This is a genomic window from Bradyrhizobium sp. CCBAU 53338, assembly GCF_015291665.1.
Taxonomy (GTDB): Bacteria; Pseudomonadota; Alphaproteobacteria; order Rhizobiales; family Xanthobacteraceae; genus Bradyrhizobium.
In genome coordinates this window covers 3,453,125-3,473,937 of record NZ_CP030048.1, presented here as the reverse complement: position 1 = coordinate 3,473,937, position 20,813 = coordinate 3,453,125, and the positions used below count along the sequence as shown (strand labels likewise).

The 20,813-nt window shown below is 64.4% G+C and carries 24 protein-coding genes and 1 tRNA gene; 8 read left to right on the top strand and 17 right to left on the bottom strand.

What is annotated here, in order from left to right; translation table 11 throughout:
* Positions 1–183: 183 nt before the first annotated feature.
* Entirely contained in the window at positions 184–909 is a 726-nt protein-coding gene (locus XH90_RS16200) for a DnaJ domain-containing protein (RefSeq protein WP_194482377.1), read from the bottom strand.
* 155 nt (positions 910–1,064) lie between these two features.
* Here XH90_RS16200 and XH90_RS39060 point away from each other — a divergent pair, with 155 nt between their 5' ends.
* On the top strand, positions 1,065–1,436 hold the full coding sequence (locus tag XH90_RS39060) for a hypothetical protein (RefSeq protein WP_246755835.1): 372 nt from the start codon (positions 1,065–1,067) through the stop codon (positions 1,434–1,436).
* Here XH90_RS39060 and XH90_RS16190 read toward each other — a convergent pair.
* From XH90_RS16190 to XH90_RS16155, 8 genes are all read right to left on the bottom strand, one after another.
* On the bottom strand, positions 1,352–2,107 hold the full coding sequence (locus XH90_RS16190; protein WP_194482376.1) for a VWA domain-containing protein: 756 nt from the start codon (positions 2,105–2,107) through the stop codon (positions 1,352–1,354). The genes XH90_RS39060 and XH90_RS16190 overlap by 85 nt on opposite strands.
* A gap of 139 nt (positions 2,108–2,246) precedes the next feature.
* Entirely contained in the window at positions 2,247–3,107 is an 861-nt protein-coding gene (locus XH90_RS16185; RefSeq protein WP_194482375.1) for an alpha/beta fold hydrolase, read from the bottom strand.
* 342 nt (positions 3,108–3,449) lie between these two features.
* Positions 3,450–4,373 carry a division plane positioning ATPase MipZ gene (locus tag XH90_RS16180; protein WP_194482374.1) on the bottom strand — a complete coding sequence of 308 codons (924 nt, stop codon included), beginning with the start codon at positions 4,371–4,373 and terminating at the stop codon, positions 3,450–3,452.
* A gap of 259 nt (positions 4,374–4,632) precedes the next feature.
* Positions 4,633–5,073, bottom strand: coding sequence for a DUF1489 family protein (locus tag XH90_RS16175; RefSeq protein WP_194482373.1), 441 nt, complete (start codon positions 5,071–5,073; stop codon positions 4,633–4,635).
* A 42-nt stretch (positions 5,074–5,115) separates the two neighbouring features.
* Complete coding sequence (locus XH90_RS16170; RefSeq protein WP_194482372.1) at positions 5,116–6,075, bottom strand: hypothetical protein; 960 nt, start codon at positions 6,073–6,075, stop codon at positions 5,116–5,118.
* A gap of 152 nt (positions 6,076–6,227) precedes the next feature.
* The gene (locus XH90_RS16165) at positions 6,228–6,419 is read right to left on the bottom strand and encodes a hypothetical protein (RefSeq protein ID WP_080137309.1); all 192 of its coding nucleotides are present in this window, start codon (positions 6,417–6,419) and stop codon (positions 6,228–6,230) included.
* Positions 6,420–6,624: 205 nt separating this feature from the next.
* Positions 6,625–6,993, bottom strand: a complete 369-nt coding sequence (locus XH90_RS16160; RefSeq protein WP_194482371.1) for a YidB family protein — start codon at positions 6,991–6,993, stop codon at positions 6,625–6,627.
* A gap of 86 nt (positions 6,994–7,079) precedes the next feature.
* Positions 7,080–7,742 (bottom strand): glutathione S-transferase family protein, encoded by a 663-nt coding sequence (locus tag XH90_RS16155; RefSeq protein WP_194482370.1) that lies wholly within the window; start codon positions 7,740–7,742, stop codon positions 7,080–7,082.
* A gap of 120 nt (positions 7,743–7,862) precedes the next feature.
* On the opposite strand from XH90_RS16155, the gene XH90_RS16150 reads away from it, so the two are divergent.
* Positions 7,863–8,579, top strand: coding sequence for a DUF599 domain-containing protein (locus XH90_RS16150; protein WP_194482369.1), 717 nt, complete (start codon positions 7,863–7,865; stop codon positions 8,577–8,579).
* Between the two features lie 794 nt (positions 8,580–9,373).
* Entirely contained in the window at positions 9,374–10,981 is a 1,608-nt protein-coding gene (locus XH90_RS16145) for an IS1182 family transposase (protein WP_194476866.1), read from the top strand.
* Between the two features lie 49 nt (positions 10,982–11,030).
* Here XH90_RS16145 and XH90_RS16140 read toward each other — a convergent pair whose 3' ends face one another.
* The 4 genes from XH90_RS16140 to mgtE all read right to left on the bottom strand — a co-directional run bounded on the left by XH90_RS16140 (position 11,031) and on the right by mgtE (position 14,833).
* Complete coding sequence (locus XH90_RS16140; RefSeq protein WP_194482368.1) at positions 11,031–11,927, bottom strand: hypothetical protein; 897 nt, start codon at positions 11,925–11,927, stop codon at positions 11,031–11,033.
* Positions 11,928–11,976: 49 nt separating this feature from the next.
* Positions 11,977–12,795, bottom strand: coding sequence for an aldo/keto reductase (locus XH90_RS16135; protein WP_194482367.1), 819 nt, complete (start codon positions 12,793–12,795; stop codon positions 11,977–11,979).
* A gap of 137 nt (positions 12,796–12,932) precedes the next feature.
* Positions 12,933–13,244, bottom strand: coding sequence for a DNA-binding transcriptional regulator (locus tag XH90_RS16130; protein ID WP_194482366.1), 312 nt, complete (start codon positions 13,242–13,244; stop codon positions 12,933–12,935).
* Between the two features lie 167 nt (positions 13,245–13,411).
* Positions 13,412–14,833 (bottom strand): magnesium transporter, encoded by a 1,422-nt coding sequence (mgtE, locus tag XH90_RS16125; protein WP_194482365.1) that lies wholly within the window; start codon positions 14,831–14,833, stop codon positions 13,412–13,414.
* 76 nt (positions 14,834–14,909) lie between these two features.
* Here mgtE and XH90_RS16120 point away from each other — a divergent pair, with 76 nt between their 5' ends.
* Both XH90_RS16120 and XH90_RS16115 read left to right on the top strand, forming a co-directional pair.
* The gene (locus XH90_RS16120) at positions 14,910–15,716 is read left to right on the top strand and encodes a polysaccharide deacetylase family protein (RefSeq protein WP_194482364.1); all 807 of its coding nucleotides are present in this window, start codon (positions 14,910–14,912) and stop codon (positions 15,714–15,716) included.
* A 178-nt stretch (positions 15,717–15,894) separates the two neighbouring features.
* Entirely contained in the window at positions 15,895–17,160 is a 1,266-nt protein-coding gene (locus XH90_RS16115) for a polysaccharide deacetylase family protein (protein WP_194482363.1), read from the top strand.
* A 9-nt stretch (positions 17,161–17,169) separates the two neighbouring features.
* On the opposite strand, the gene XH90_RS16110 is transcribed toward XH90_RS16115, so the two are convergent.
* Positions 17,170–17,544, bottom strand: coding sequence for a hypothetical protein (locus tag XH90_RS16110; protein WP_194482362.1), 375 nt, complete (start codon positions 17,542–17,544; stop codon positions 17,170–17,172).
* Positions 17,545–17,771: 227 nt separating this feature from the next.
* On the opposite strand from XH90_RS16110, the gene XH90_RS16105 reads away from it, so the two are divergent.
* Positions 17,772–18,029, top strand: coding sequence for a hypothetical protein (locus tag XH90_RS16105; RefSeq protein WP_194482361.1), 258 nt, complete (start codon positions 17,772–17,774; stop codon positions 18,027–18,029).
* 44 nt (positions 18,030–18,073) lie between these two features.
* Here the strand turns inward: XH90_RS16105 and XH90_RS16100 are convergent.
* Together XH90_RS16100 and XH90_RS16095 are read right to left on the bottom strand one after the other, a co-directional pair.
* A tRNA-Leu gene (locus XH90_RS16100) sits at positions 18,074–18,158 on the bottom strand.
* A 163-nt stretch (positions 18,159–18,321) separates the two neighbouring features.
* Entirely contained in the window at positions 18,322–18,564 is a 243-nt protein-coding gene (locus tag XH90_RS16095; protein WP_011088012.1) for a FliM/FliN family flagellar motor switch protein, read from the bottom strand.
* A 68-nt stretch (positions 18,565–18,632) separates the two neighbouring features.
* Here XH90_RS16095 and lipB point away from each other — a divergent pair, with 68 nt between their 5' ends.
* Both lipB and XH90_RS16085 read left to right on the top strand, forming a co-directional pair.
* A complete protein-coding gene (gene lipB / locus XH90_RS16090; protein ID WP_194482360.1) occupies positions 18,633–19,370 on the top strand; it encodes a lipoyl(octanoyl) transferase LipB in 738 nt (245 codons plus the stop codon).
* A gap of 199 nt (positions 19,371–19,569) precedes the next feature.
* Positions 19,570–20,283, top strand: a complete 714-nt coding sequence (locus tag XH90_RS16085) for a DNA helicase (RefSeq protein ID WP_194482359.1) — start codon at positions 19,570–19,572, stop codon at positions 20,281–20,283.
* Between the two features lie 44 nt (positions 20,284–20,327).
* Here the strand turns inward: XH90_RS16085 and XH90_RS16080 are convergent, their stop codons facing one another.
* Positions 20,328–20,750, bottom strand: a complete 423-nt coding sequence (locus XH90_RS16080) for a 4-oxalocrotonate tautomerase family protein (protein WP_194482358.1) — start codon at positions 20,748–20,750, stop codon at positions 20,328–20,330.
* Between the last annotated feature and the right edge of the window lie 63 nt (positions 20,751–20,813).

Genomic DNA, 20,813 nt, shown 5'->3' with positions numbered 1-20,813 from the left:
GGGCATTTTTGTTTCGGGGATGCGGTGGCGCGGGAAGCTGTTCCGCGACAACCTCTCGTCAAGAATTTACGGTTAAAACTTTGCTCAAGGGATCGACCACGCCGACAATGGCGGGCATCGGGCGACGGCAAACGGAGCAAGCGGAGCTTACACGGTACGGGCGTTTGTGGCGTGGTGCCGGAGTTAGCCGTTATGCGTACGAAGCAGAGTATCCTTGGCCTCGTTTACCCGGGCAGCGAGGTACGTCGAGCCCCCCTGGTCGGGATGCAGTTTCTTCATGAGGGATTTGTGCGCCCGGCTGATGTCGTCGCGCCCCGCTCCCGGCTGCAAGCCAAGGATCTGATAGGCTTCCTCCGCCGTCATTTTGCCGCTCGCCGTCGTGCGGCGTTGCCCCCCTGCCGCGTTGCCTTGCGCGTTCTGACGCCAGGCGGGAAACCGGCGGTCCAGATAGCTTTCGAGTAGGGCCACGCTCTCGGCGTCGAACGCCGGGACCATCGCCAGCAGGCTAGCGAGATCGAACTCGTCGAGGCTGCGTCCGGCGTAAGGTCCGGCGACGATCTCGCCCGAGAGCTGGCCTGACTCGTGATCGAGCCGCATGTCCAGGAATTGCGAGCGCACGCGCGAACTCTGGCCGGACGGGCGCGTTGCGCCACCGCCAAACAGCCCCCCCATATTCCCGAACCCCGCATTCGCGAGCGGCGTCCAGCCGAGCAATCCCGCCCCGAATATTCCGAGCGGGATCGCGACCGCCAGTTCGCCCCTCAATCCGGTGAAGGCGGCCACTGCGAGCGCGACCACGCCGCCGCCGACCTTGATGGCCCGCGCCAACGCCGCCGGATTCGCGGCGCGGAACATCTGGAGCAACAGATAAAGCGTGATAACGGCCACAACGCCGGCGATCAGGGTCATGGCCGGAATATAGTCGCCCTCTTGTCAAAAAGCATGTTGTCCTTCCATCAGTCCACGATCGGAAGGCGACACGAGAGGTTCAATTCCGTCACTGTCGGCGGTAGCGGAGGTCGCATCATTATCGCAGGGGTGATGGTGAGGATTTCGAGGGAACGATGAGCAACGTGTTCAAGCCACCGATAGTACCGGCCGCGTTCTTCGGTATCGTGCTTGGCCTTGCAGGTCTTGGCCTTGCCTGGCGCGCTGCGCACCAGGTCTGGCACTTGCCCGCCATCGTCGGTGAAATCATTCTCGGTCTCGCCTCCGTCGTCTGGGCTGCGCTGATTGCTCTCTTCGCGCTGCGTTGGATTTTCGCGCGGGCCGAGTCGCTCGATTGTGCAGGGACGCCTGCTGCCGCCGGTTGCGGCTCAGCCTCCGGCGCAGGCCGCGCCGGCTTGACGCACTACTTCATCTGCCCGATCAGTTGCGCCGCGCCGTTCGCCGTCTTCGCCAATTTCAACAGCGCCTCGCGACCGCCGGCAGCGTAGGCCGCGGCGGCGCGCAACAGCTCGCGCAGCTGCGCCGCCGCGCCCGGATCGAACCGGCACCAGGCGCCGCCCGTCAGACGTGCGATTTCGCGAAACGCGTGTTCGGCGACCACATCATGACCTTCCTGAAACAGGAACACCGGCACTTTCAGCATGCCGAGTTCGCCGGCCTTGGCGCAGAGCGCATCGACCTTCTCTTCCATGGCGTCGCCGACGAAGACCACGGCACGCACGCCCGATGCGACCGCCTCACGCCGCGCATCGGTCAGCACCCTGCCGATCTGGGTGTCGCCGCCGCGGCAATCGATCTTGCTCATCAGCGTCGCAAGCTTGCCGCTGTCCGAAATCCATCCCGTCGCTCGACATTCGTTGAAGCCGCGATAATAGACGAGCCGGATGTCGAGGCTGCCGAGCGCTGCGGCCTCGCGAAACATGTCGACCTGAAGCGCGCAGGCCATGTCCCAGGTCGGCTGCCGGCTCATCGTCGCATCCAGCGCGAAGATCAAGCGGCCTTTCGCACCGGGTGCATGCGGCGACAGCGCATGCGCCTTGGCGACGAAGGCGGCGACGTCCTCCGCGGTCGAGGTCTTTGCCTGCGGCAGTGCGCCGTCACCTTCGGCTCTCGCCGACACGGCATCGCTATTGCGCGGTTTGATGGGGTCGCCGGACATCTGGGATCACACTCGGTGTCACGCCACCAATGTGGATAGCGCGCCCTGCCCGGTCAATGTGCAAAGCCTCCGCCGACGGTGTCGGCGGAGGCTTTGAGAGGCATTTCGAGCTATGTCGAGCGAGTCAGCTCTTCTCAGATCAGCTCTTGGCTGGCGCCATCAGGGCGACCGGGCCGGGCTCGAGGATCTTGGGCGGAGCAGAATGGGTATCGACCGGTGCGATCGCACTGTCGGTGTCGCTCAGGAATTTATCGAGCATGCCCTGGATCGAGCTCTTGGCGTCATCCGGGCCAGTGTCGCGCATGTCGTTGTGCTGGAAGTTGGTCTTCACAACCTCAATACCGGCCTTCTCGCACTCCTCGTCGGTCGGGATCACGCCTGGATCGGTCTTGAACTGCGGATCATGAGAACGGAACGACAGGATCTTGAACTTGCCCGCAGTGACGAAAGGCACACGGAGATTGTCCAGCGTGACGACCTTCTTGACCTCATCCGGGTACTGCTTGGCGAAATACATGGTGATGTCGCCGCCCATGGAATGACCGACCATCGTCACCTTGGAGTAGTCGGCGTTGGGCTGAACCTTCTTCATCTCCTGCATCGCCAGATGGATGTTGGCGACGCCGCGCAGGATCTGCGGCAGGCGGCCGACATAGAGCTCGCCGGGCTTGGTCACCATCGGCGGGTCGGTCGGCAAATCGTGCTGGGGGCTGACGACCAGATAACCACGCGCAGCGAAGATGTTGGCGAGGAAGCCGTACTCGGTGTTCTTGACGGTGTTGCCGTGATTGATCACGGCAACCGGAAGGGTGATCATGCCGGCGTTGGCCTGCATTTCCTTGTCGCGACGGATGGCGATGTCGACAGGCACGGGACGATTGTCGCGCGAGGCGTCATAGAAGGTGATGGTCTCGTGCTTGATGGCCCACTTGCTCGCCGTGAAATAGGCGACGCCGCAGAGGGCTCCGACAGAAACCAGAACGGCAATTCCACGCTTCATTTTCGTCCTCAGCCTCAGGCTCTTGCGGCCTGAATCCCTGTTGAAAATCGTGTTTCTTCCGGGGCTCTCCGGCCCCTGGTCGCCTATTCCCTAATATATGTCACAGCAGCGTGACAGGAAGGCTAAATATTGTGATCCGGCAGCCCTTTCATTGTGCGACGCACACGTTTGGTGGGCACCCTGTTATGGTACCGCTACGTCCGGATGCAGATGAGCATCCGACGCAACCCGTCACGATCGGGTTCAATTTTGCGGTGAATGCCGGGGGAAAACGACTTGGGGCGGCGTTGGGTTCCCTCGAGGACCGGTCGCCATCATCGACCGGAAGTAGCAGCGTACCGCCTAGGCCCCGAGGATGTCATGAACCTCGAGCGGCTTGTCGACCTGGCTGAACCACTCCGCGCGATTTGCCGCACGTCGACGGCCGCGCTCATCGAGCGGCAGCTTGAGCTGGCGCAGCAGGCTCGTCACCTCTTCCCGCGCAGTGAGATGGCCGAGATTGGGCCGCATCCCGAGCGTGGCCTCGTCGATCTCGTCAAGCGCCGTCAGGCCGCGCGGGAAGAACTCGCGATAGACGACGCGCTCGGCGAAACCGTCGACGTAGCGGAAGCCCAGCCGCAGCGACAAGTCCTTCAGCCCCTCGGCGACGAGCTGCTTGTTGCGCGAGCCGAGCATCGACAGGCGGTTGCGCACCACGATCCAGTCGGTGGTCGAGCCGTCGAGCTGGCGGCGCTTGCGCCTGACGTCGCGCACCATCTCGGCGTAGTGGCTTTCCCCCGTCACGGCGTAGTTGGCGGGATCGACGGTGCCGAGCACGTCGAAATCGAGGAAGCTGTCGTTGATCGGCGTAACCAGCGTGTCGGCCATCGAATGGGCCAGCCGCATCAGATAGCTGTCGGTGCCGGGCGTATCGATGACGATGAAGTCGAAACTGCTCTCCACCGCCGAGACCGCCTCCATGAACTGCTGGAACTCGGAATTCTCGTTGTCGGCGATTTGCATGGTCTCGCCGAGTTTGATGCAGCGATGCACCGGCAGCTCGAGATCGACCTTGGTGCGGCGCGCCCATGCCGAGCGGTTGTTGATGTAGCGGGTGAAGCTTTGCTGACGGCAATCGAGGTCGATGGTGGCGACGCGCTGGCCGGCCTTCAGGAGCGCAACCGCGATGTGCAGGGCGGTGGTCGATTTGCCGGAGCCGCCCTTTTCATTGCCGAGCACGACGACATGCGCCGAGCCGGATTGGCTTTGGCTAGCCTGCACGAGCATGGCGATCCTCGACACCCCTGAACAATATCTTCGAGTTGGCCGCGTCTGCGGTCAAGTGAAATGCGTGACGGGATGACGAAATCACCGTGCGATGATGGGTCATCATGAATCGCGCCGCGACATTGCGCCTGTGATCCAGCCCACGATCACGCGACATCATCGCAGCACGGGAATGCTGTGCCCGATGTCGATGCATGGCGTCCACGACCGCCGCTTGTTAAGGTTAGCCGGCTGCGCGGCTGATCGACAATATCGCGGTTCAGAGCAGCCCGAGATCGCGCAGCTCGCGCCGCATCGGCTCGGGCATCGCCGCGATCGTGCCCGCGGCGGATTTGCCGAGATCGGGCGGCACCGAATCGTCGGTGAGATAGCGCCAGCCCTGGAACGGACGCATCGGCCGCGGCGACACCGAGATCACCTTCGGCTGCATGACGATCCGGCAGCGTCCGATGCCGTCCTTGTCGCGGAACGGCTCGATGCCGATGATCTTCTCGCGTGCGGCGATCTCGCCCTTGATGACCCAATAGAGCGATCCGCCTGCCAGAATCTCGGCATCGCGCTTCGGCACCATGCGGGTGATGTGGATGTGGTGTTGCGGCAGGCCTTTTTTCTTGGCCGTTTGCATCCGTTCGGCGATCCACCCCTTCAATTCCTTGACGGAGTCGCAGCCGACGGCAAGCTTGATCAGATGGAGTGGCATGGCCCAGCATTAGCGGGCCATGCGCAGCTTTTCAAAGCCGAACTAGTTGTTATCCGCAGCCGCGGGCACCGAGCCCGGCGGTGGCGTCAGCGGAACCGGCGCAGCAACAGGCGCGCGCGCAGCCTTCGGCGCCGGGGGCTTCTTCGCGGCCGGAGCACGAGGCGTCGCAGGTGCCGCCGCCGCATTGGCGGCCGGCGGCGGCCGCGTGGCTGCCGTCGGCGGCTCCGGCGTCATGATGCTCACCGGCGGGGTCGACGAGGCGCTCGGGAACTCGGCATTGGTCGGCCGGCCCGTCGGCATCGATGGCGGTAACGCAGCGATCGGGTTGGGCGGCAGCGCTCCCGGCGCGGCGGCCGGCGTATTCCAGGTCGGCGCGTAGCGCGCGACCAGCTGATCATAGAGATGCGCGTCCATGTTGGCGGCAACCTGCTGCTGGTCCGTCAGAGAGCGGAACGCTGCGCAATCAAACTGGGTGCAGCCGTCGCGCGCGACCAGCACCTGAGCCACGAGGCCGTAGCGATCATGCTCCAGCGACTTGCGCAGCACCTTGGTGTCGAGCGTCATGCTCTTGTCGGCGGTCGCGGCATCGCCGAGCGCGGTCAGCCGATCGATCCGGGCCGCCGTATAGGCGACCGCAGCAGCCGCGGTATCGGGCGCACCGAACAGGGCCTTCTCGCAGCCAGCGGCGACGGCGTCACCGGCGAGATCGTCGAGGCAGGACAGCGCCGGCAGGCTCGCTGTCACCGTGGCTTGCGTGCCAACTTCCGCAATCGGGTTATCGTGCCCCAGCGGCCCATAGATGCGCATGGTCGCGGCCACCGCGATGCCGATCGAGAGCAGCGTGATGACGGTCAGCGCCCCGTTGGCGACCGATTTCTCGGCACGCACCAGCGTGATCAGCAGGATCAATCCGAAGAAGCCGCCAGCTGCCAGCGTCATCCACATCGGGAAGGCCGGCGAGCGCCAGATTTCGTCGAGCGATGAGGCCCATGCCCAGTTCATGCGCGATGTCCCCCCACGCGAGAGCTGATGGTCAAGCGAGCACCGCGAGTCGGCAACCGCCCCCACCTCACCTTGGCGAGGCGAAGCGGGCCATTTGACGGCGGGCGGAGCAAATTCGTCCGCGATGTCAACGCGCGGCTGCCGTCAGCGCATTACGAGAGCGCGAGCTGGCTTTCCTTGGCGACCCGTTCGAAGGCTTCGGTCGAACTCTTGATCCGGTACTGGCAGTCGTCGCCTTCCGTCGGCAGCAGGCGAATGACCTCGTACGAACCACTCGCAGCCGGGCGCGCGATGTTGCTGGCAGTGAACAATACGCGCGTTCCCACGGGGAATTTATGCTTCAACGCCCATCTCCATCACTCAAACAGCGCCGGCCGTGCCCAGGGTCCCACTGCGACGGACCGGCTGAAAACCCGGTGCGACCTATAGCACGCGATGCGGCGTTTTGGCCAGCAGTATGCAGCCAGCGCAAACGCACCAATCCCGCAATATTTTCAGGGTGATAGCTGGGGAACCGGGCGGCCGGCGACGCCCGCCGGAACCTCCCCCTCAGGCGCCGTGAGGCAGATGGCCGTCCGGGCTCGCCTGGTCCACGGCCTTGGGCAGCTCCTGCGCCAGGATCTCGCCGAGCTGGTCGACCGGGATGTTGTAGCGGGCGGCGAGCTGGCGGACGGTGTCGTTGCCGAGCACGGCACGAAGCTGGTCGGCCGAGATCGGCAGGTTCTGGCCGTTACCGAGCCAGGACTTGACCTGGTCGCCGAAGCCCGCCTGCTGCAGCTTTGCAACGATCGCACCGAGGCCGCCCTGGTTGTTGCTGCCCATCACCTCGCCCAGCACGGCCGGCAGAACCGCGGCGCCGAGCTGACCGAGCGCGCTGCGCAGTGCGGGATTGTTTTCGAGTGAGTCCAGGATTCCCATCGTCGTCCCTCTCCAGAGCCCGTCTTCCCTTGGATTGAGCGCCGCAAGCCGGTATGGCGTCAAGCCGCGCTCGATCACATTCGTGATTACACGTTCTCGAACTTTTCGATGACGAGCGTTTCGGCGATGCCGTCGCGAGTCCATTCCTGGAACGCCGGCATTGCCATCATCGTGTCCATGTAGGCCTTGGTCTCCGGCGTGACCTCGATGGCATAGGTGCGGAAGCGATGCACGACCGGGGCATACATCGCATCCGCAGCTCCGAAGCGACCGAACAGGAACGGCCCGCCGGCGCCGTAACGGGTCCGGCACGTGTGCCAGATCTCCTCCACGCGCGCGACATTGGCCCTGGCGTCCGCCGACAGCGTCACGGGCCGCACCGGACGGTGCAGGTTCATACCGCATTCGCCGCGCAGGGCCATGAAACCGGAATGCATCTCGGCGCACACCGAACGGGCAAAGGCGCGGGCCGCGACATCGTCGGGCCAGAGCTTCTTCTCCGGATAGCGTTCGGCGATGTATTCGATGATGCTGAGCGAATCCCACACCGTGATGTCGCCGTCGACCAGCACCGGGACCTTGCCGGCACGGCTGAAGGACAGGATCTGCTCCTTGTCCGCGGGATTGTCGGTGTAGAGCGGGATCACGGTCTCCACGAACGGGATGTCGTTGGCGCGAAGCGCGAGCCAGGGCCGCATCGACCATGACGAGTAGTTCTTGTTGCCGATCGCGAGCTTGAGCGCTGCCATGTCGCTGGTCCTTACCTAAGTCCGTCTGTGCGGCTGCTTTTAGCGCCATCGCCTGCCCCCAATCAATCGTTGCCGCACCCCACCATGCGTGGCAATCGTGTGGCCCGCGAGGAGAGAGACATGAGCAGGCATTGGGTCGACATCACCGCCGTCGGCTTCTTCATCGTCGAATGGCTGGTCTATGCCGCCACGCTCGAACACTCCGCCTATGGCCGCGACAGCCTGTCTGCGCGAATGAACCGCTACCGCGAGGTCTGGGTCCGCCGCCTGCTCGACCGCGAGGCGCGCATGGTCGACATGCAGATCATGGCCTCGCTTCAGAACGGCACCGCCTTCTTCGCCTCCACCAGCCTGTTCGCGCTCGGCGGCGCGCTGGCGCTGCTGCATGCGACCAACGACGCCATCGCCATTCTGGCCAAGCTGCCGATCGACCTCAGCCCCTCGCCGGCGCTGTGGGAGCTGAAATGCGTCGGCCTGGTGCTGATCTGCGTCTACGCCTTCTTCAAGTTCGCCTGGGCATACCGCCTGTTCAACTACGTCGCGATCCTGTTCGGCGGCATGCCGCCGGCCTCCATGCGCGACACGGCGGAAGCCGAGGCCCATGTCGTCCGCACCTCGCGCGTGTTCGAATCCGCCGGCCGCCATTTCAACCGCGGCCAGCGCGCCTTCTTCTTCGCGCTCGGCTATCTCGGCTGGTTCGTCAGCCCCTGGGTGCTGTTCGTGACCACGGCCGCGGTGGTGGTCGTGACCTGGCGGCGGCAGTTCGCGTCGAGCGCATGGGCCGCGATGGCGCCGGAGGTGGTCGCGGGTGACGAGGGATTGAAGCGGGGTCGTTGAGTCCGGCTCTCGCCACAACGTCGTTGCGTGCAATGACGAAGTTCGAGGCAACGGCATCGCTCCTGCAGTTTTGCATTTCGAATCGCAGACACACCTGCGCGCTCTCGCGACGCAATTCGCCCGAGCTTTGCTCGTTCTCTCCGCCCTCTTGTCCAAGAGGGTGCAGGGAAGGCCGGGTGCCGGCGGCACCCGCGGTCCGCTGCGCGAATGTAGCGCAGTGAAAGACCGCACAGCGGCATACAGGTGAAGCCCAACACACGGCCTTCCCTGCGCGATGGGTTGACGGCTTATGCCGCGCTCTCCCGGGAGCCGAATTCCTTCTGGCCTCCCTCGCCCCGCGAATTGACGATGTGGTTGATCCGGTTGGACGCTCCACACCTCCGCGACAGGCTTGACCGTAGCGACGACGGCCGGGACCACACGGTTTTGCCGTACGCGCGTCCGTTGCCGCCACAGGGTCTTGCAGACGTGTGCACACGCGCCGCAAGAATGCTGGCGAGACGAACTGAACAGCGCCGTTCGTCCGCACGCGGTTTCGGGCTCACAGGGACTACCCGCCCTGCCCGCACCCTCTCGTGCCGACGCTGCCGCGTCCACCGCACTCCGGCTCGCAATTCGTGACGACGTACGATCGCCCCTCAAGGATGAACCGGGATGGGCGACACATACGCTATTTCCGAATTTCGGTAAAGTGGAATATTTTCGCCGGCGCGGATTGACAGCATCGGCGGTGTTTTGCCCGTCGAGGCTGGGCAAGAACGGGATTTTTTGAGAGTTGATGTAGGATTCGTCTTATGGCGAATCGCATATTTAAGACCGGCGAGAGCCGGGAGCAACCCAGTCTTCTGCCAGCGCGGATTGAGGACTATGTCGGGCCGGACAATCCGGTGCGAGCGATCGATGGCTTCGTTTGCGCGCTCGATCTTGCAAAGCTTGGCTTCGGCCACGCGGATCGTGGCGCGGAAGAAGTCGGGCAGCCGCCGTACGATCCTGCCGATCTGCTGAAGCTCTATCTTTACGGCTACATCAACCAGGTCAGGTCGTCGCGCCGGCTAGAGCGGGAAGCTGGCCGCAATCTGGAGCTGATCTGGCTGCTGAAGGGGCTGAAGCCGGGTTATCGGACGATTGCCAACTTCCGCAAGGAGAACTGGAAGGCGCTGAAGGCCACGAACCGGAGCTTCGTGCTGCTGGCTCGGGAGCTTGGGCTTGTCGGCGGCACGATCGTAGCGATTGATGGTTCCCTGTTCCAGGGCGACGCCAGCAAGGCTTCCATCTTCACGCGCAGGCGGCTTGGCGAGCAGATCGCAAGGCTGGACCAGGAGATCGAGGCTTACCGCAAGTCTCTTGAAGACAATGATGCAACAGAGGCCAAGAAGCCGGGGACGGATCGCGCGGGCGGTGATGGCCGAGGAGATGGCGGCGATATCGGTGCGAAGGTCGCGGCGTTGATGGCGAAGCGTTCGCGTGCCGAGGCCGATGTGGCTCGGCTGGAAGAGAGTGGCGAGACACAAATGTCGCTGACGGATCCGGATGCCCGGCTTCTGGTCAAGAACGGTCAGGGCATTGCAGGCTACAATGTGCAGACCGCGGTTGACGACAAGCACAAGCTCATTGTCGCGAGTGAGGTGGTCAACGACAGCAGTGATGTTCGACAGCTCTCTGCGATGGCCAAGGCGGCCAAAGAGGCCCTTGGAGCCGAGACACTGCAGGCGCTGGCCGATGAGGGCTATTACAGCAGTGTCGAACTGAAGGCCTGCGAGGACGAGGGCATCATCGCCTATGTGCCGCTGCCCGAAGCTAACGCGCGGCTCGAGAAGCAAGGCCGCTTCGCGCTCAAGGACTTCAACTATGACGGCGCAATCGACGCCTATCGCTGTCCCGCGGGCCAGCTGCTGCATCCGTTCAAGAGCAGGCAAAAGAACGTCAGTGGCCGCGTCGAGATCCGCTACGCGGCCCGCGGAGTGACCTGCAGGAGCTGCCCGCTCAAGGTCCGCTGTCTCTCACCAACCACCACCTACCGCACCATTGGTCGCTGGGAGCATGAAGATGTTCTCGAACGCCACCGCGCACGGATGCAGGGCGCGGGCGAGCTGATGCGCCGTCGTTCGGGGATTGTCGAGCATCCGTTTGGCACGCTCAAATGCCGTGCCGGCTATCGTCATTTTCTGGTCCGCGGCTTCGACAAGGTCCGCGGCGAATGGAGCCTGATGGCGCTCTGCTACAATTTCACCCGTGCGCTCAACATCCTTGGATTTGACGGGTTCCTGGCTGCGCTCGCAAAGACGCTTGTCATTTGCCGAGGTATCCTCGCAGCCCTCCTGCAGTACATCCAGGTCACTCCAGAGGCACTTTGGACCAATATCCGGCCGCCGCTCCCAATTGGCCGCTTCGTTCCAGCCTGAAGCCGCCAACGCCCAATTCTTGCCCAGCCTCGTCGGGCCGTTCGCGCGGCTACGACCCGAAATCCCCCGGCGTGAAGGAAAGGTCCATCACGCTCCATTCCGCGTATTTGTCCGTTGGCAGCATCTTGTAGGGCTGGCAATTCTGGAGCGCGCTGATCGCTGATTTCACGATGGCGACGCCCTTCGCGGACGGCGGCGCCTCGATCAGGATCGGGTCGCGCGCCAGCGTACCGTCCGTGGCCATCACCGCCCGCAACCTGATGCGCACGGCATCGGTCGGCGCGACCCCCGCGGGCAGTTTCGAGCAGCTCCTCAGGTGACGGCGAAGCTCGGCAATGACCTCAGGCGGCAGCTTGGCTGCGATCGAGTCCTTGGCATCGCCGCCATCATCCTTGGGAGCGTCTTTCGGCGCGGGCGGCAATGCAGGCGGCAGGCCCAGCGTCACATGGTATCTGACGGTGACATCCGGCTCCGGTTGCTTGTAGGCCGGAGGCGCGGCCTGCGGCTGCGGCATCGCAGCCGGTGGCTGTTGCGGTTGAGATTGCTGGGGTTGAGACTGTGCGTTGGCCTCTTGCGGCTTCGCCGCCTGTGGCGGCCGAGGCTGCTGCCTCTGCTGCAGTGGCGCCTTCTCCGCGGGCTTCTCTTCGGACGGCGCAGGCTTGGGCGATGTGTCCAGCCTGTCCTTGTCGGTGAAGTCGAGCTTCGGCAGCTTGAACTCGGGGAGCTGTTCGGGCGGCTTCTCCCTCGCCTCCTCCCGGGCCTTCTCTTCCGCCTTGGCCTCCTCCTGCTTCACCTCCTCCGGGGTAACGATATCGACCGCAACGGTCTCGGCCGGCGCGGCATGAAACGGATGGACCTCGCTGATCAGGATGATCAGCGCCACCAGCGTCAGATGCGCGATCGCTGACGCCGCAATATCAGGCCGTATGATCTTCCGCGGTTCCATCGCCCGATCTTGGGTTGCCGCTTTGCTCCTAGCATACCCGGGTTCCCCCTCAATCCCATTTCGGCGCGAAGCCGAAATCGGTCAGGCGGCCCTTGGGGCTCGCCAGCGCGGCGATCTGCCCCATCTCCTCGTCGGAGAGCTCGAAATCGAAGATCTCGATGTTTTCCGACAGGCGCTCGATGCGCGACGTTCTGGGAATTGCCGGCACATTCTGTTGCACCAGCCAGCGCAGGCAGATTTGTGCCGGCGTCTTGTGATGGGCACGACCGATGGCCGCGAGCGTCTGGTCGGCCTTGATGCGCCCCTTGGCGATCGGACTGTAGGCAACTAGCGCCATCCCGTGCTGGTCACAGGCCGCCCTCACCTTCGTCTGGTCGAGATAGGGATGATATTCGACCTGGTTGCAGACCAGCGGCTCCCCCGACAGAGCGACCGCCTGCTCGATCAGCGCCACCGTGAAATTGGAGACGCCGATGTGGCGCGTCAGGCCCATGCGCTTGGCATGCGCCAGCGCGCCCAGCGTCTCCTCCAGCGGCACGTGCGGATTGGGCCAGTGCAACAGCACGAGGTCGACGGCTGGAAGCCTTAGGCGAACCAAGCTCTCCTTGACCGACCGTTCGAGATCGTGGGGCGCGAAATGGTTGGTCCAGACCTTCGTGGTGACGAAGACGTCGTCGCGGCGCACGCCGGAAGCGCGCAAGCCGTCGCCGACCTCGCGTTCATTGTCGTAGACTTGGGCGGTGTCGATGTGGCGGTAACCGAGTCGCAGCGCCTGCTCGACCACGCGGGCGCAGGTCCGGCCGCTGAGCTCCCAGGTCCCGAGCCCGACCGCCGGAATCTTCGCGCCATTGGCCTCGACGAACCGCATGAGGAATCCTCTCTGTTGCGGCAGCCTCTCGCATCATTATGGACCCGGGCCGCCAGAGTGCAACGGACGAGGCCGATCGCGAAACCAGATCTTCAGCCGCAATGCTAACGGGAGGTTCGCAAGGTGAGGCCTTGGTGTCAGGCCTTGGCGAGTGCCTGGAAAACCGTGTCGGGCGCATGTGCGATCACGGCCAGCAGCGCGCGGGCGGGTCCGCGCGGGGCGCGCTTGCCCTGCTCCCAATTGCGGATGGTCTCGACAGGCACGCCAAGCTTGGCGGCGAACTCCATCTGGGTGAGGCAGGCGCGCCGGCGCAAATCGCGCACCGCGAGCGAGCCGGCCTCGGCCGGCGACGCCTCGACCGCAGGCTGGACCGGCTGGACGGGAAACTCTTGCCCGTCCCGCACCTCAACGATCCGTCCATCCGCCTTCAGCCGCACGCGCATGCTCATTCCCCCAAGCACGAGCGATCATGCGGCAGGTCGCTTAAGGTCGGATTAAGGATGGGGGTCTCGTGCCCCGGGTGCGCCGTGCCGCCGTCTGGGTCCCAGCTCTGCGCAGCAACGCCAAGAGCGTTGCTGCACGCCCGGGACACGAGAGCGCGGTTGCCGCAAGAGACCTATTTCAACCCGAACCACAGCGTCGCAATGCCGAGGAACGAGAAGAAGCCGACGACGTCGGTCACCGTCGTCACGAACGTGCCCGAGGCCACCGCCGGATCGGCCCTGACGCGTTCGAGCGCCATCGGGATCAGGATGCCGCCGAGCGCGCCGGCAATGAGGTTGCAGATCATCGCGAGCCCGATGACGATTCCGAGGCCCGGGATCTTGAACCAGGCGACCGCCGCGATGCCGGTGATCACGGCAAAGCCTATGCCGTTGACGAGACCGACCAGCGTCTCGCGGACGATCACGCGCCAGGCGTTGGAGGCACCGAGCTCGCGGGTCGCGAGCGCGCGCACCGCGACCGTCATGGTCTGGGTCGCAGCATTGCCGCCCTGGCTCGCGACGATCGGCGCCAGCACGGCGAGCGCCACCATCTGTTCGAGCTGGCCCTCGAACAGGCCGAGCACGGAGGACGCCAGGAAGGCGGTGGCGAGATTGATCAGCAGCCAGTTGAAGCGGCCGCGCGCAATGGTCAGAAACGTGTCCGACAGCTCTTCGTCGCTGGTGACGCCGCCGAGCGCCTTGAGGTCCTCGTCCGCCTCCTCCTCGATGACGTCGACCACGTCGTCGACGGTGATGACGCCGACGAGGCGGTCCTGGGTGTCGAGCACGGGCGCGGCGACGAGGTTGTACTTGCCGAACATGCGCGCCACCTCCTCCTGGTCCTCCAGGACGGAGACGCGGCGGCGATCCTCGTCGGTCAGTTCGGTCAGCGGTACCGGGCGGCGCGCGCGGAGCAGCACGTCGAGCGCGACCGCGCCCAGCCAGTGCTGGTCCTTGTCGACGACGTAGATCTCGTAGAAGCGGTCGGGCAGATCAGGCGTGTCGCGCATGTAGTCGATCGCCTGACCGACCGTGAAATCCTGCGGCACGGCGATGAACTCGGTCTGCATGCGCCGGCCGGCGGAGTTTTCCGGGTACAGCAGGCTGCGCTCGAGCGCGACGCGCTCCTGGAGCGGCAGCTTCTCGAGGATCTCCTCCTGCTCCTCCTCGTCGAGGGTCTCGAGCAGCTCGACCGCGTCGTCGGATTCCAGCTCGCGGACGCCTTCGGCAACCGTCTCCGGCGGCAGCTCGTCGAGGATTTCCTCGCGAACGGTCTCGTCGACCTCGTTCAGAGCGGAGAAGTCGAAATCGGCGCCGGTCAGCTCGACCAGGCGAACGCGGTTTTCGGGAGCAAGAGCGGCAATGAGGTCACCGAGATCGGCCTCGTGCAGATCGGCAACGCAGGCGCGGAGCGTGGCGCTGTCGGCGGCCTCGATCGCATGGGCGATTTCGTCGACGAATTCCTGCCGGATTTCGCCGTCTTCATTGCGCATCGGGACGTGGTCGAGTACCAATGTCTCGGCGGAAGCAGCGCCATCCATATGTTCATCCATGGAACGCCTCGCCGTTGGACAGGTTGGTGATTTGGGCTGACGGTCAGGCAATACCCTCAAGGCAATCGGGAGTGCAATGGCAAAGATGCAGCGGCCGAAATCGACCTCGATCACGATGGGCCTCGCTCTCGCCACCCTCACCGCGATCGGCTCAGCGAAGGCCGCGGACTGCCCGCGGAGCGATGCGCTCGGCACCTTCAGGGTCATGAGCGTCGATGCCAAGACCACGCCCCGCGTCGGCCTCAAGAGCTTTCCGCAGACACTTCCCCTCGCCGATCACGAAGTGGTGCTGACCTTCGACGACGGTCCGCGTCCGCCGTCGACGAACAAGGTGCTGGCGGCGCTGGCGCAGGAATGCGTGCGCGCGACCTTCTTCCTGGTCGGCCGGAGCGCCACCGAATTCCCCGATCTGGTCAAGCGCATCGCCCGCGAGGGTCACACCATCGGCCACCACACCTGGTCGCACCCGCATATGACGCGGATACCGGCCGATACGGCGAAGTACGAAATCGACCACGGGATCGCCTCCGACGAGATGGCGTTGCACGGAGTCTCGACCACGATCCCGTCGACGCCGTTCTTCCGCTTCCCCTATTTCGAGTCCACGCCGGCGCAGCTCGATCTGCTCGAGCAGCGCGGCATCGTCGTGTTCGGGGCGGATTTCTGGGCCAGCGACTGGAACGACATGACCCCGGAGCAGGAACTCAAGCTGATCACTGATCGCGTGGCCGCTGCCCGCAAGGGTATCATCCTGTTCCACGATGCCCAGGCGCGTACCGCGGCCATGATGCCAGCCTTCTTGAGATATTTGCGGGAGAACGGCTATCACGTGGTCCACATCGTGCCGGCGAACACGCCGCGGAAGAACGCCGACGCGCGTTGATGCCGGAATGTCACGGCTGACCAAAATGGGGTGATTTGAGCCCTATTAACATTCTGTTCATGCTACGCCATGCAATGATTGAGGGACATCATCGGCGGGAAGGTGCTTGCGCCTGAACCGTTTCCAGATGTCTCCGACCTATTATGGCGACAGTCGCAGATGAGGGCTTACGGAGTTCATGATCGGCAGTAGCGCTGTTTTTCGGACGCGATCGTGGACCGTCCTTCTCCTGGGATTGCTGACCACGGCGTCGCCGGCAGCCTTCGCCGCCGAATGTCCGGGACATCCCGATGCGCTCGGCACCTCCCGCACGCTCGTGGTCGATCCGCGCGAGCATCCGCGCATCGGCACCATGCAGTACCGCGAGACCCTGCCGCTGAAGGACCATGAGGTGGTGCTGACCTTCGACGACGGTCCGCTGCCGAAATATTCCAACCAGGTGCTGCAGATCCTCGCGAGCGAGTGCATCAAGGCGACCTTCTTCATCATCGGTCAGCAGGCAAAGGCCAATCCGGACGGCGTGCGCAAGCTTGTGGCGGCGGGCCATACCGTCGGCACGCACAGTATGAACCATCCGCTGACGATGAACAAAATGCCGATCGAGAAGGCTCAGGCTGAGATCGACGGCGGCATCGAGTGGACCTCGGCGGCCATGACGGACCCTTCCAGGCTCGCGCCGTTCTTCCGCATTCCCGGCCTGATGCGCGCTGACGGCGTCGAGAATTATCTGATCTCGCGCGGCATCCAGGTGTGGAGCGCCGACTTCCCGGCCGACGACTGGCGCCACATCTCGCCCGACCGCGTCTACCAGCTCGCGATCCAGCGGCTGGAGGCCAAGGGCAAGGGCATCCTGCTGCTGCACGACATCCAGGCCCGCACGGTCGCAGCGCTGCCGAAGATCATTCGCGACCTCAAGGCGAAGGGCTATCGCATCGTGCACGTGGTGCCCGCCACGGCCGACCGTCCGGCGACGCCGACGACACCGGTGGAATGGCTGCTGCATCCGCCGACCGAGACGACGCCGATCGCGCGCTGGCCCGCCGTACCAAGCTTCGTGTTCACACAGACCGCGACGTTACCGGCCCCAGGCCTCGCCGATCTCAACGCGCAGACCGCGCACCAGCCGCAGGTCTTGCCGCGCAAGGCCATCGCGCAGGCCGATATCGCCGCCACCCTGCCCGCGCCCGGCCGCGATGTCTTTGCCATCCCCGAGGGATCGGTCGAGGTGCTGCTCTCGACGACCTTGTCGCGGCGGGCCGCGACGCGACTCGCGATGGCGGCCGAAGGGCCGCATGCCGGCAAGGGCAAGGCCGGGACGATCAGGGCTGGGAAGATTCACGCTCGGCGAACGGCTGCGCATACCGGGCCGAGGCCCGCCGCTCAGGCCAAGCGTACGGCGTCCCATCCGACCCGCCTCGCCACCAGCGTCAAGAAGCGCGCCTGAATAGCGCGCTTACTGCCGCATGATGTTGGCGACGCACAGCAGCACGATCAGCGCCAGGAAGAACAGGTCCATATAGGATTTGAGCTCGCCGTCACGGCGCAGCCTTGCCACGTCCGCCACGACCTGCTTGCGCGCGTTGGTCCCGCCCGAGCCGTCATTGATCGGCGCCTGAAGCCGCTTGGTCTCGGCCTCGAGCTTCTCGATCTTCTGGAAGAAGTAGAACGCGCGCAGCGTCGAGGCCGCGCGCATGCCGCTATAGACCAGCACCAGGATCGCGAGGATCGCCCGGTTCTGATACTTCTCCATGAAGTTCAGGCTGAAATAGACCAGCGCCATGAACGCGAAGTTGGTCAGGAAGCGGTAGACGAAGCTTAGAAAGACCATGCTGGCTCCAGCCGCGAGAAGTCGCGCGAGGCTCGTCTACGCCAACTTTGTTTCGACAAAGATACCATCCCCCGCGCGCCGCCGCCTTTTAGCCACGCGCCGCCGTAATGCAAGCGAGTGCGCGAGGCGCCCGTTCTGTTCCACGCAGTGCTGCTCGATGGAGATTCGCGTAAAGCTACGGTAGACTGCCGCTGTCACGCCTGAAGTCTGCGGATTGGGGTCTGCCGATGTCGAAGAAGGGAATCACGGGCCACGACGACTGGGTTCTGACCGAGGCGCTTGCGACCGCCCTGGTCGCGCTGGAGCAGCTCGAGGCGAAGCACCAGCCGAGCGCGCATATGGACGACATCCGCAGGATGCTGTCGCACGGCAAGGAACCGAACGCGGTGACCTTGCACCTCGCCCAGGCCAAATGCCGCCTGTTCCCCGACCTCGATCCGCTGGAGATCTACCGGGAATACGGGATCGGCGACGAATATGGTTGAGAGGCCCGTGCGGGCCGCTGGCTTCCAGGGATAATATTTGAAGATGGTGCGCTCGGAGGGACTCGAACCCCCACGGTGTTACCCACTGCCACCTCAAGGCAGCGCGTCTACCAGTTCCGCCACGAGCGCAAGAAGATACCGGCCTGAGGTCGTTGGCTGGCCGGATCAGCGGCGCCGATCTAACAAATCCATCAGGGGGATACAAGCCTGCAAAGACGCTGAAATCCACAAGCCTGGCAGGAAAGTCTCGATCCCCCGCCCGGATCGGCCCTATCGGGTGAGGCCGGGTCCGCTACCGCGTCCCCGGCGTCCGCGGCAGCATCTGCTTGACCTCGACCGCGATCCGGTTGCGATCGACCAGCACGACGCCGGAAGCCACCGGCAGATTGTTGGCGAGGACCTTGACCTCGTCGGCCTCGGTTGCGTCCAGCTCGATGATGGCGCCGCGGGAAAGACGTAATACTTGATGGATCGGCATCGTGGTCGTCCCGAGGACGACCATGAGATCCACGGTGACTTTATCGAGTGTGGGCACTGTCAGGACCGCCGCAACTGGGGACTTGGTATTTGCTCCCACGATGATCACCACGTTATGGTTAGCCAATGGTTAATTCACCGCAAAACCCCCGCCAAGAGCTCGATTTGACGTCGTTTTCCGCCTCAGGCGGCGAGCCCGTCGAGTGGCGAATCTCCGACGCGCCGGTGCCCTATCCGGAGGCGGTGGCCGAAATGGAGGCGCGGGTCGCCGCGATCGCGGCGGGCGACGCGGCGGAGTTGGTCTGGCTGCTCGAGCACCCCCCGCTCTACACCTCCGGGACGTCCGGCAAGGAGGCCGACCTGCTCGATCCCCGCTTCCCGACCTTCGCGACGGGGCGCGGCGGGCAGCTCACCTATCACGGCCCCGGCCAGCGGGTGGCCTACATCATGCTCGACCTCAAGCGCCGCCGGCCTGACGTCCGCGCCTATGTCGCAAGCCTGGAGGAACTGATCCTGAAGACGCTCGCCGCCTTCAACGTCCGCGGCGAGCGGCGCGAGGACCGGGTCGGCGTCTGGGTGAAGCGGCCGGACAAGGGACCCGAGCACGAGGACAAGATCGCGGCGATCGGCGTGCGGCTGAAACGGTGGGTCTCGTTCCACGGCATCGCCATCAATGTCGAGCCGGAGCTGTCGCATTTCGCCGGCATCATTCCTTGCGGCGTTGCCGATCCCCGCTACGGCGTCACCTCGCTGGTCGATCTCGGCCGGCTCGCGACGCTTGAGGATGTCGACGTCGCGCTCCGGCAGTCGTTTGAACAGCTGTTCGGGCCGACCAAAGCGTTGGCGCCGGAAGCTGCCGCCTGACTCATTCCTGTTGGAGACACGCCGACCGCGTTCTCCGCGAGCGCGGAATCGGTTACGCTTCTATCAGGTGCCGCCCACGCCTCCCCCCTCCACCGGGAAAGTACAGACCATGCCGGGCGACTAAGCCATCGGACCGACTGTTCGAGCACCGGGCATAAGGAGGGATTGCGCTTTCTGCTCGCATCAGGAGGTTCTGACGATGAAGCTTTCTGCACCGATCCATCATCTGAAGCGCAAAGCAAAACGCTTGTCCCGCGAGGGCGGCATCCCGCTCCACGACGCGCTCGACCGCGTCGCGGCGACGGAAGGCTTTTCCGCCTGGAGCATGCTCGCGGCGAAGGCTGCGGCGATGACGCCCGCGAACAAGCTGTTTCCGCAATTCGGGCCCGGCGACCTCGTGCTCATCGGCGCCCGCCCCGGTCAGGGCAAGACATTGATGAGTCTTGAGCTTGCCGTGGAGGCGATGAAATCAGGCCATCGCGCCGCTTTCTTCTCGCTCGAATACACCGAGAAGGAGGTGCTGGACGGCCTGCGCACGATCGGCGTGGAGCCGGCGCCGTTCGACAAGCTGCTCGAAGTCGATTGCTCCGACGCGATCAGCGCCGATTACATCGTCAAGCAGATGGCCACAGCGCCGCGCGGCACGGTCGTCGTGATCGACTATCTGCAACTGCTCGACCAGCGGCGGGAAAACCCTGACCTCACAGTCCAGGTGCGCGCGCTAAGATCCTTCGCGCGCGACAAGGGGCTGATCGTCGTGTTCATCTCGCAGATCGACCGGTCCTATGATCCCGCGGTCAAGCCCTGCCCTGATCTCGGCGATGTCAGGTTGCCGAACCCGTTGGACCTGAAACTGTTCGACAAGACCTGCTTCCTGAACAACTCCGAAGTCCAGTTCCGGGCCGCGAGCTGACAAACGGGCTGCGGGTGAGATGGCTCACCCGCAGCTTGCCAGCTTCACGCCGCCTTCAGCGACACCTCGAGCTTGCCGGCGATATAGCGCCGCTCTTGGCTCAGGCCGCCAAAGCCGTAGGCGTCGCCCTTGACCTCGTCGACATGCAGGTAGGTCTCGGGATGCAGCGGTCCCAGGATCTCGGCCATGCGCTTGAACATCGCAGCGAGATAGGCCGCCTTCTCGTCCTTGGTGTTGGTACCTTCGGTGACGTGGATATCGATCCAGTAGCTGGCGAGCTTTTGCTCGGCGAGCGACTTGCCGCCAGCGAACCAGTCGCCCGCGTCCACCGACTTCACGATGATGGCGGTCACCTCAGGATCCTTGTGCAGGATCTTTGCGGTCAGTTCGGACACGGCGCTCGCGATGTCCGCCTTCAGCGACGGCGACTGGCGGGACGAGGTGTAGGATACGGTGATCAAGGGCATTGTCGTTCTCCTCAAGATGTCGCGCTGTCTGCGCGGCGTTGGTGAGAAGCTAGACCTTCAGCC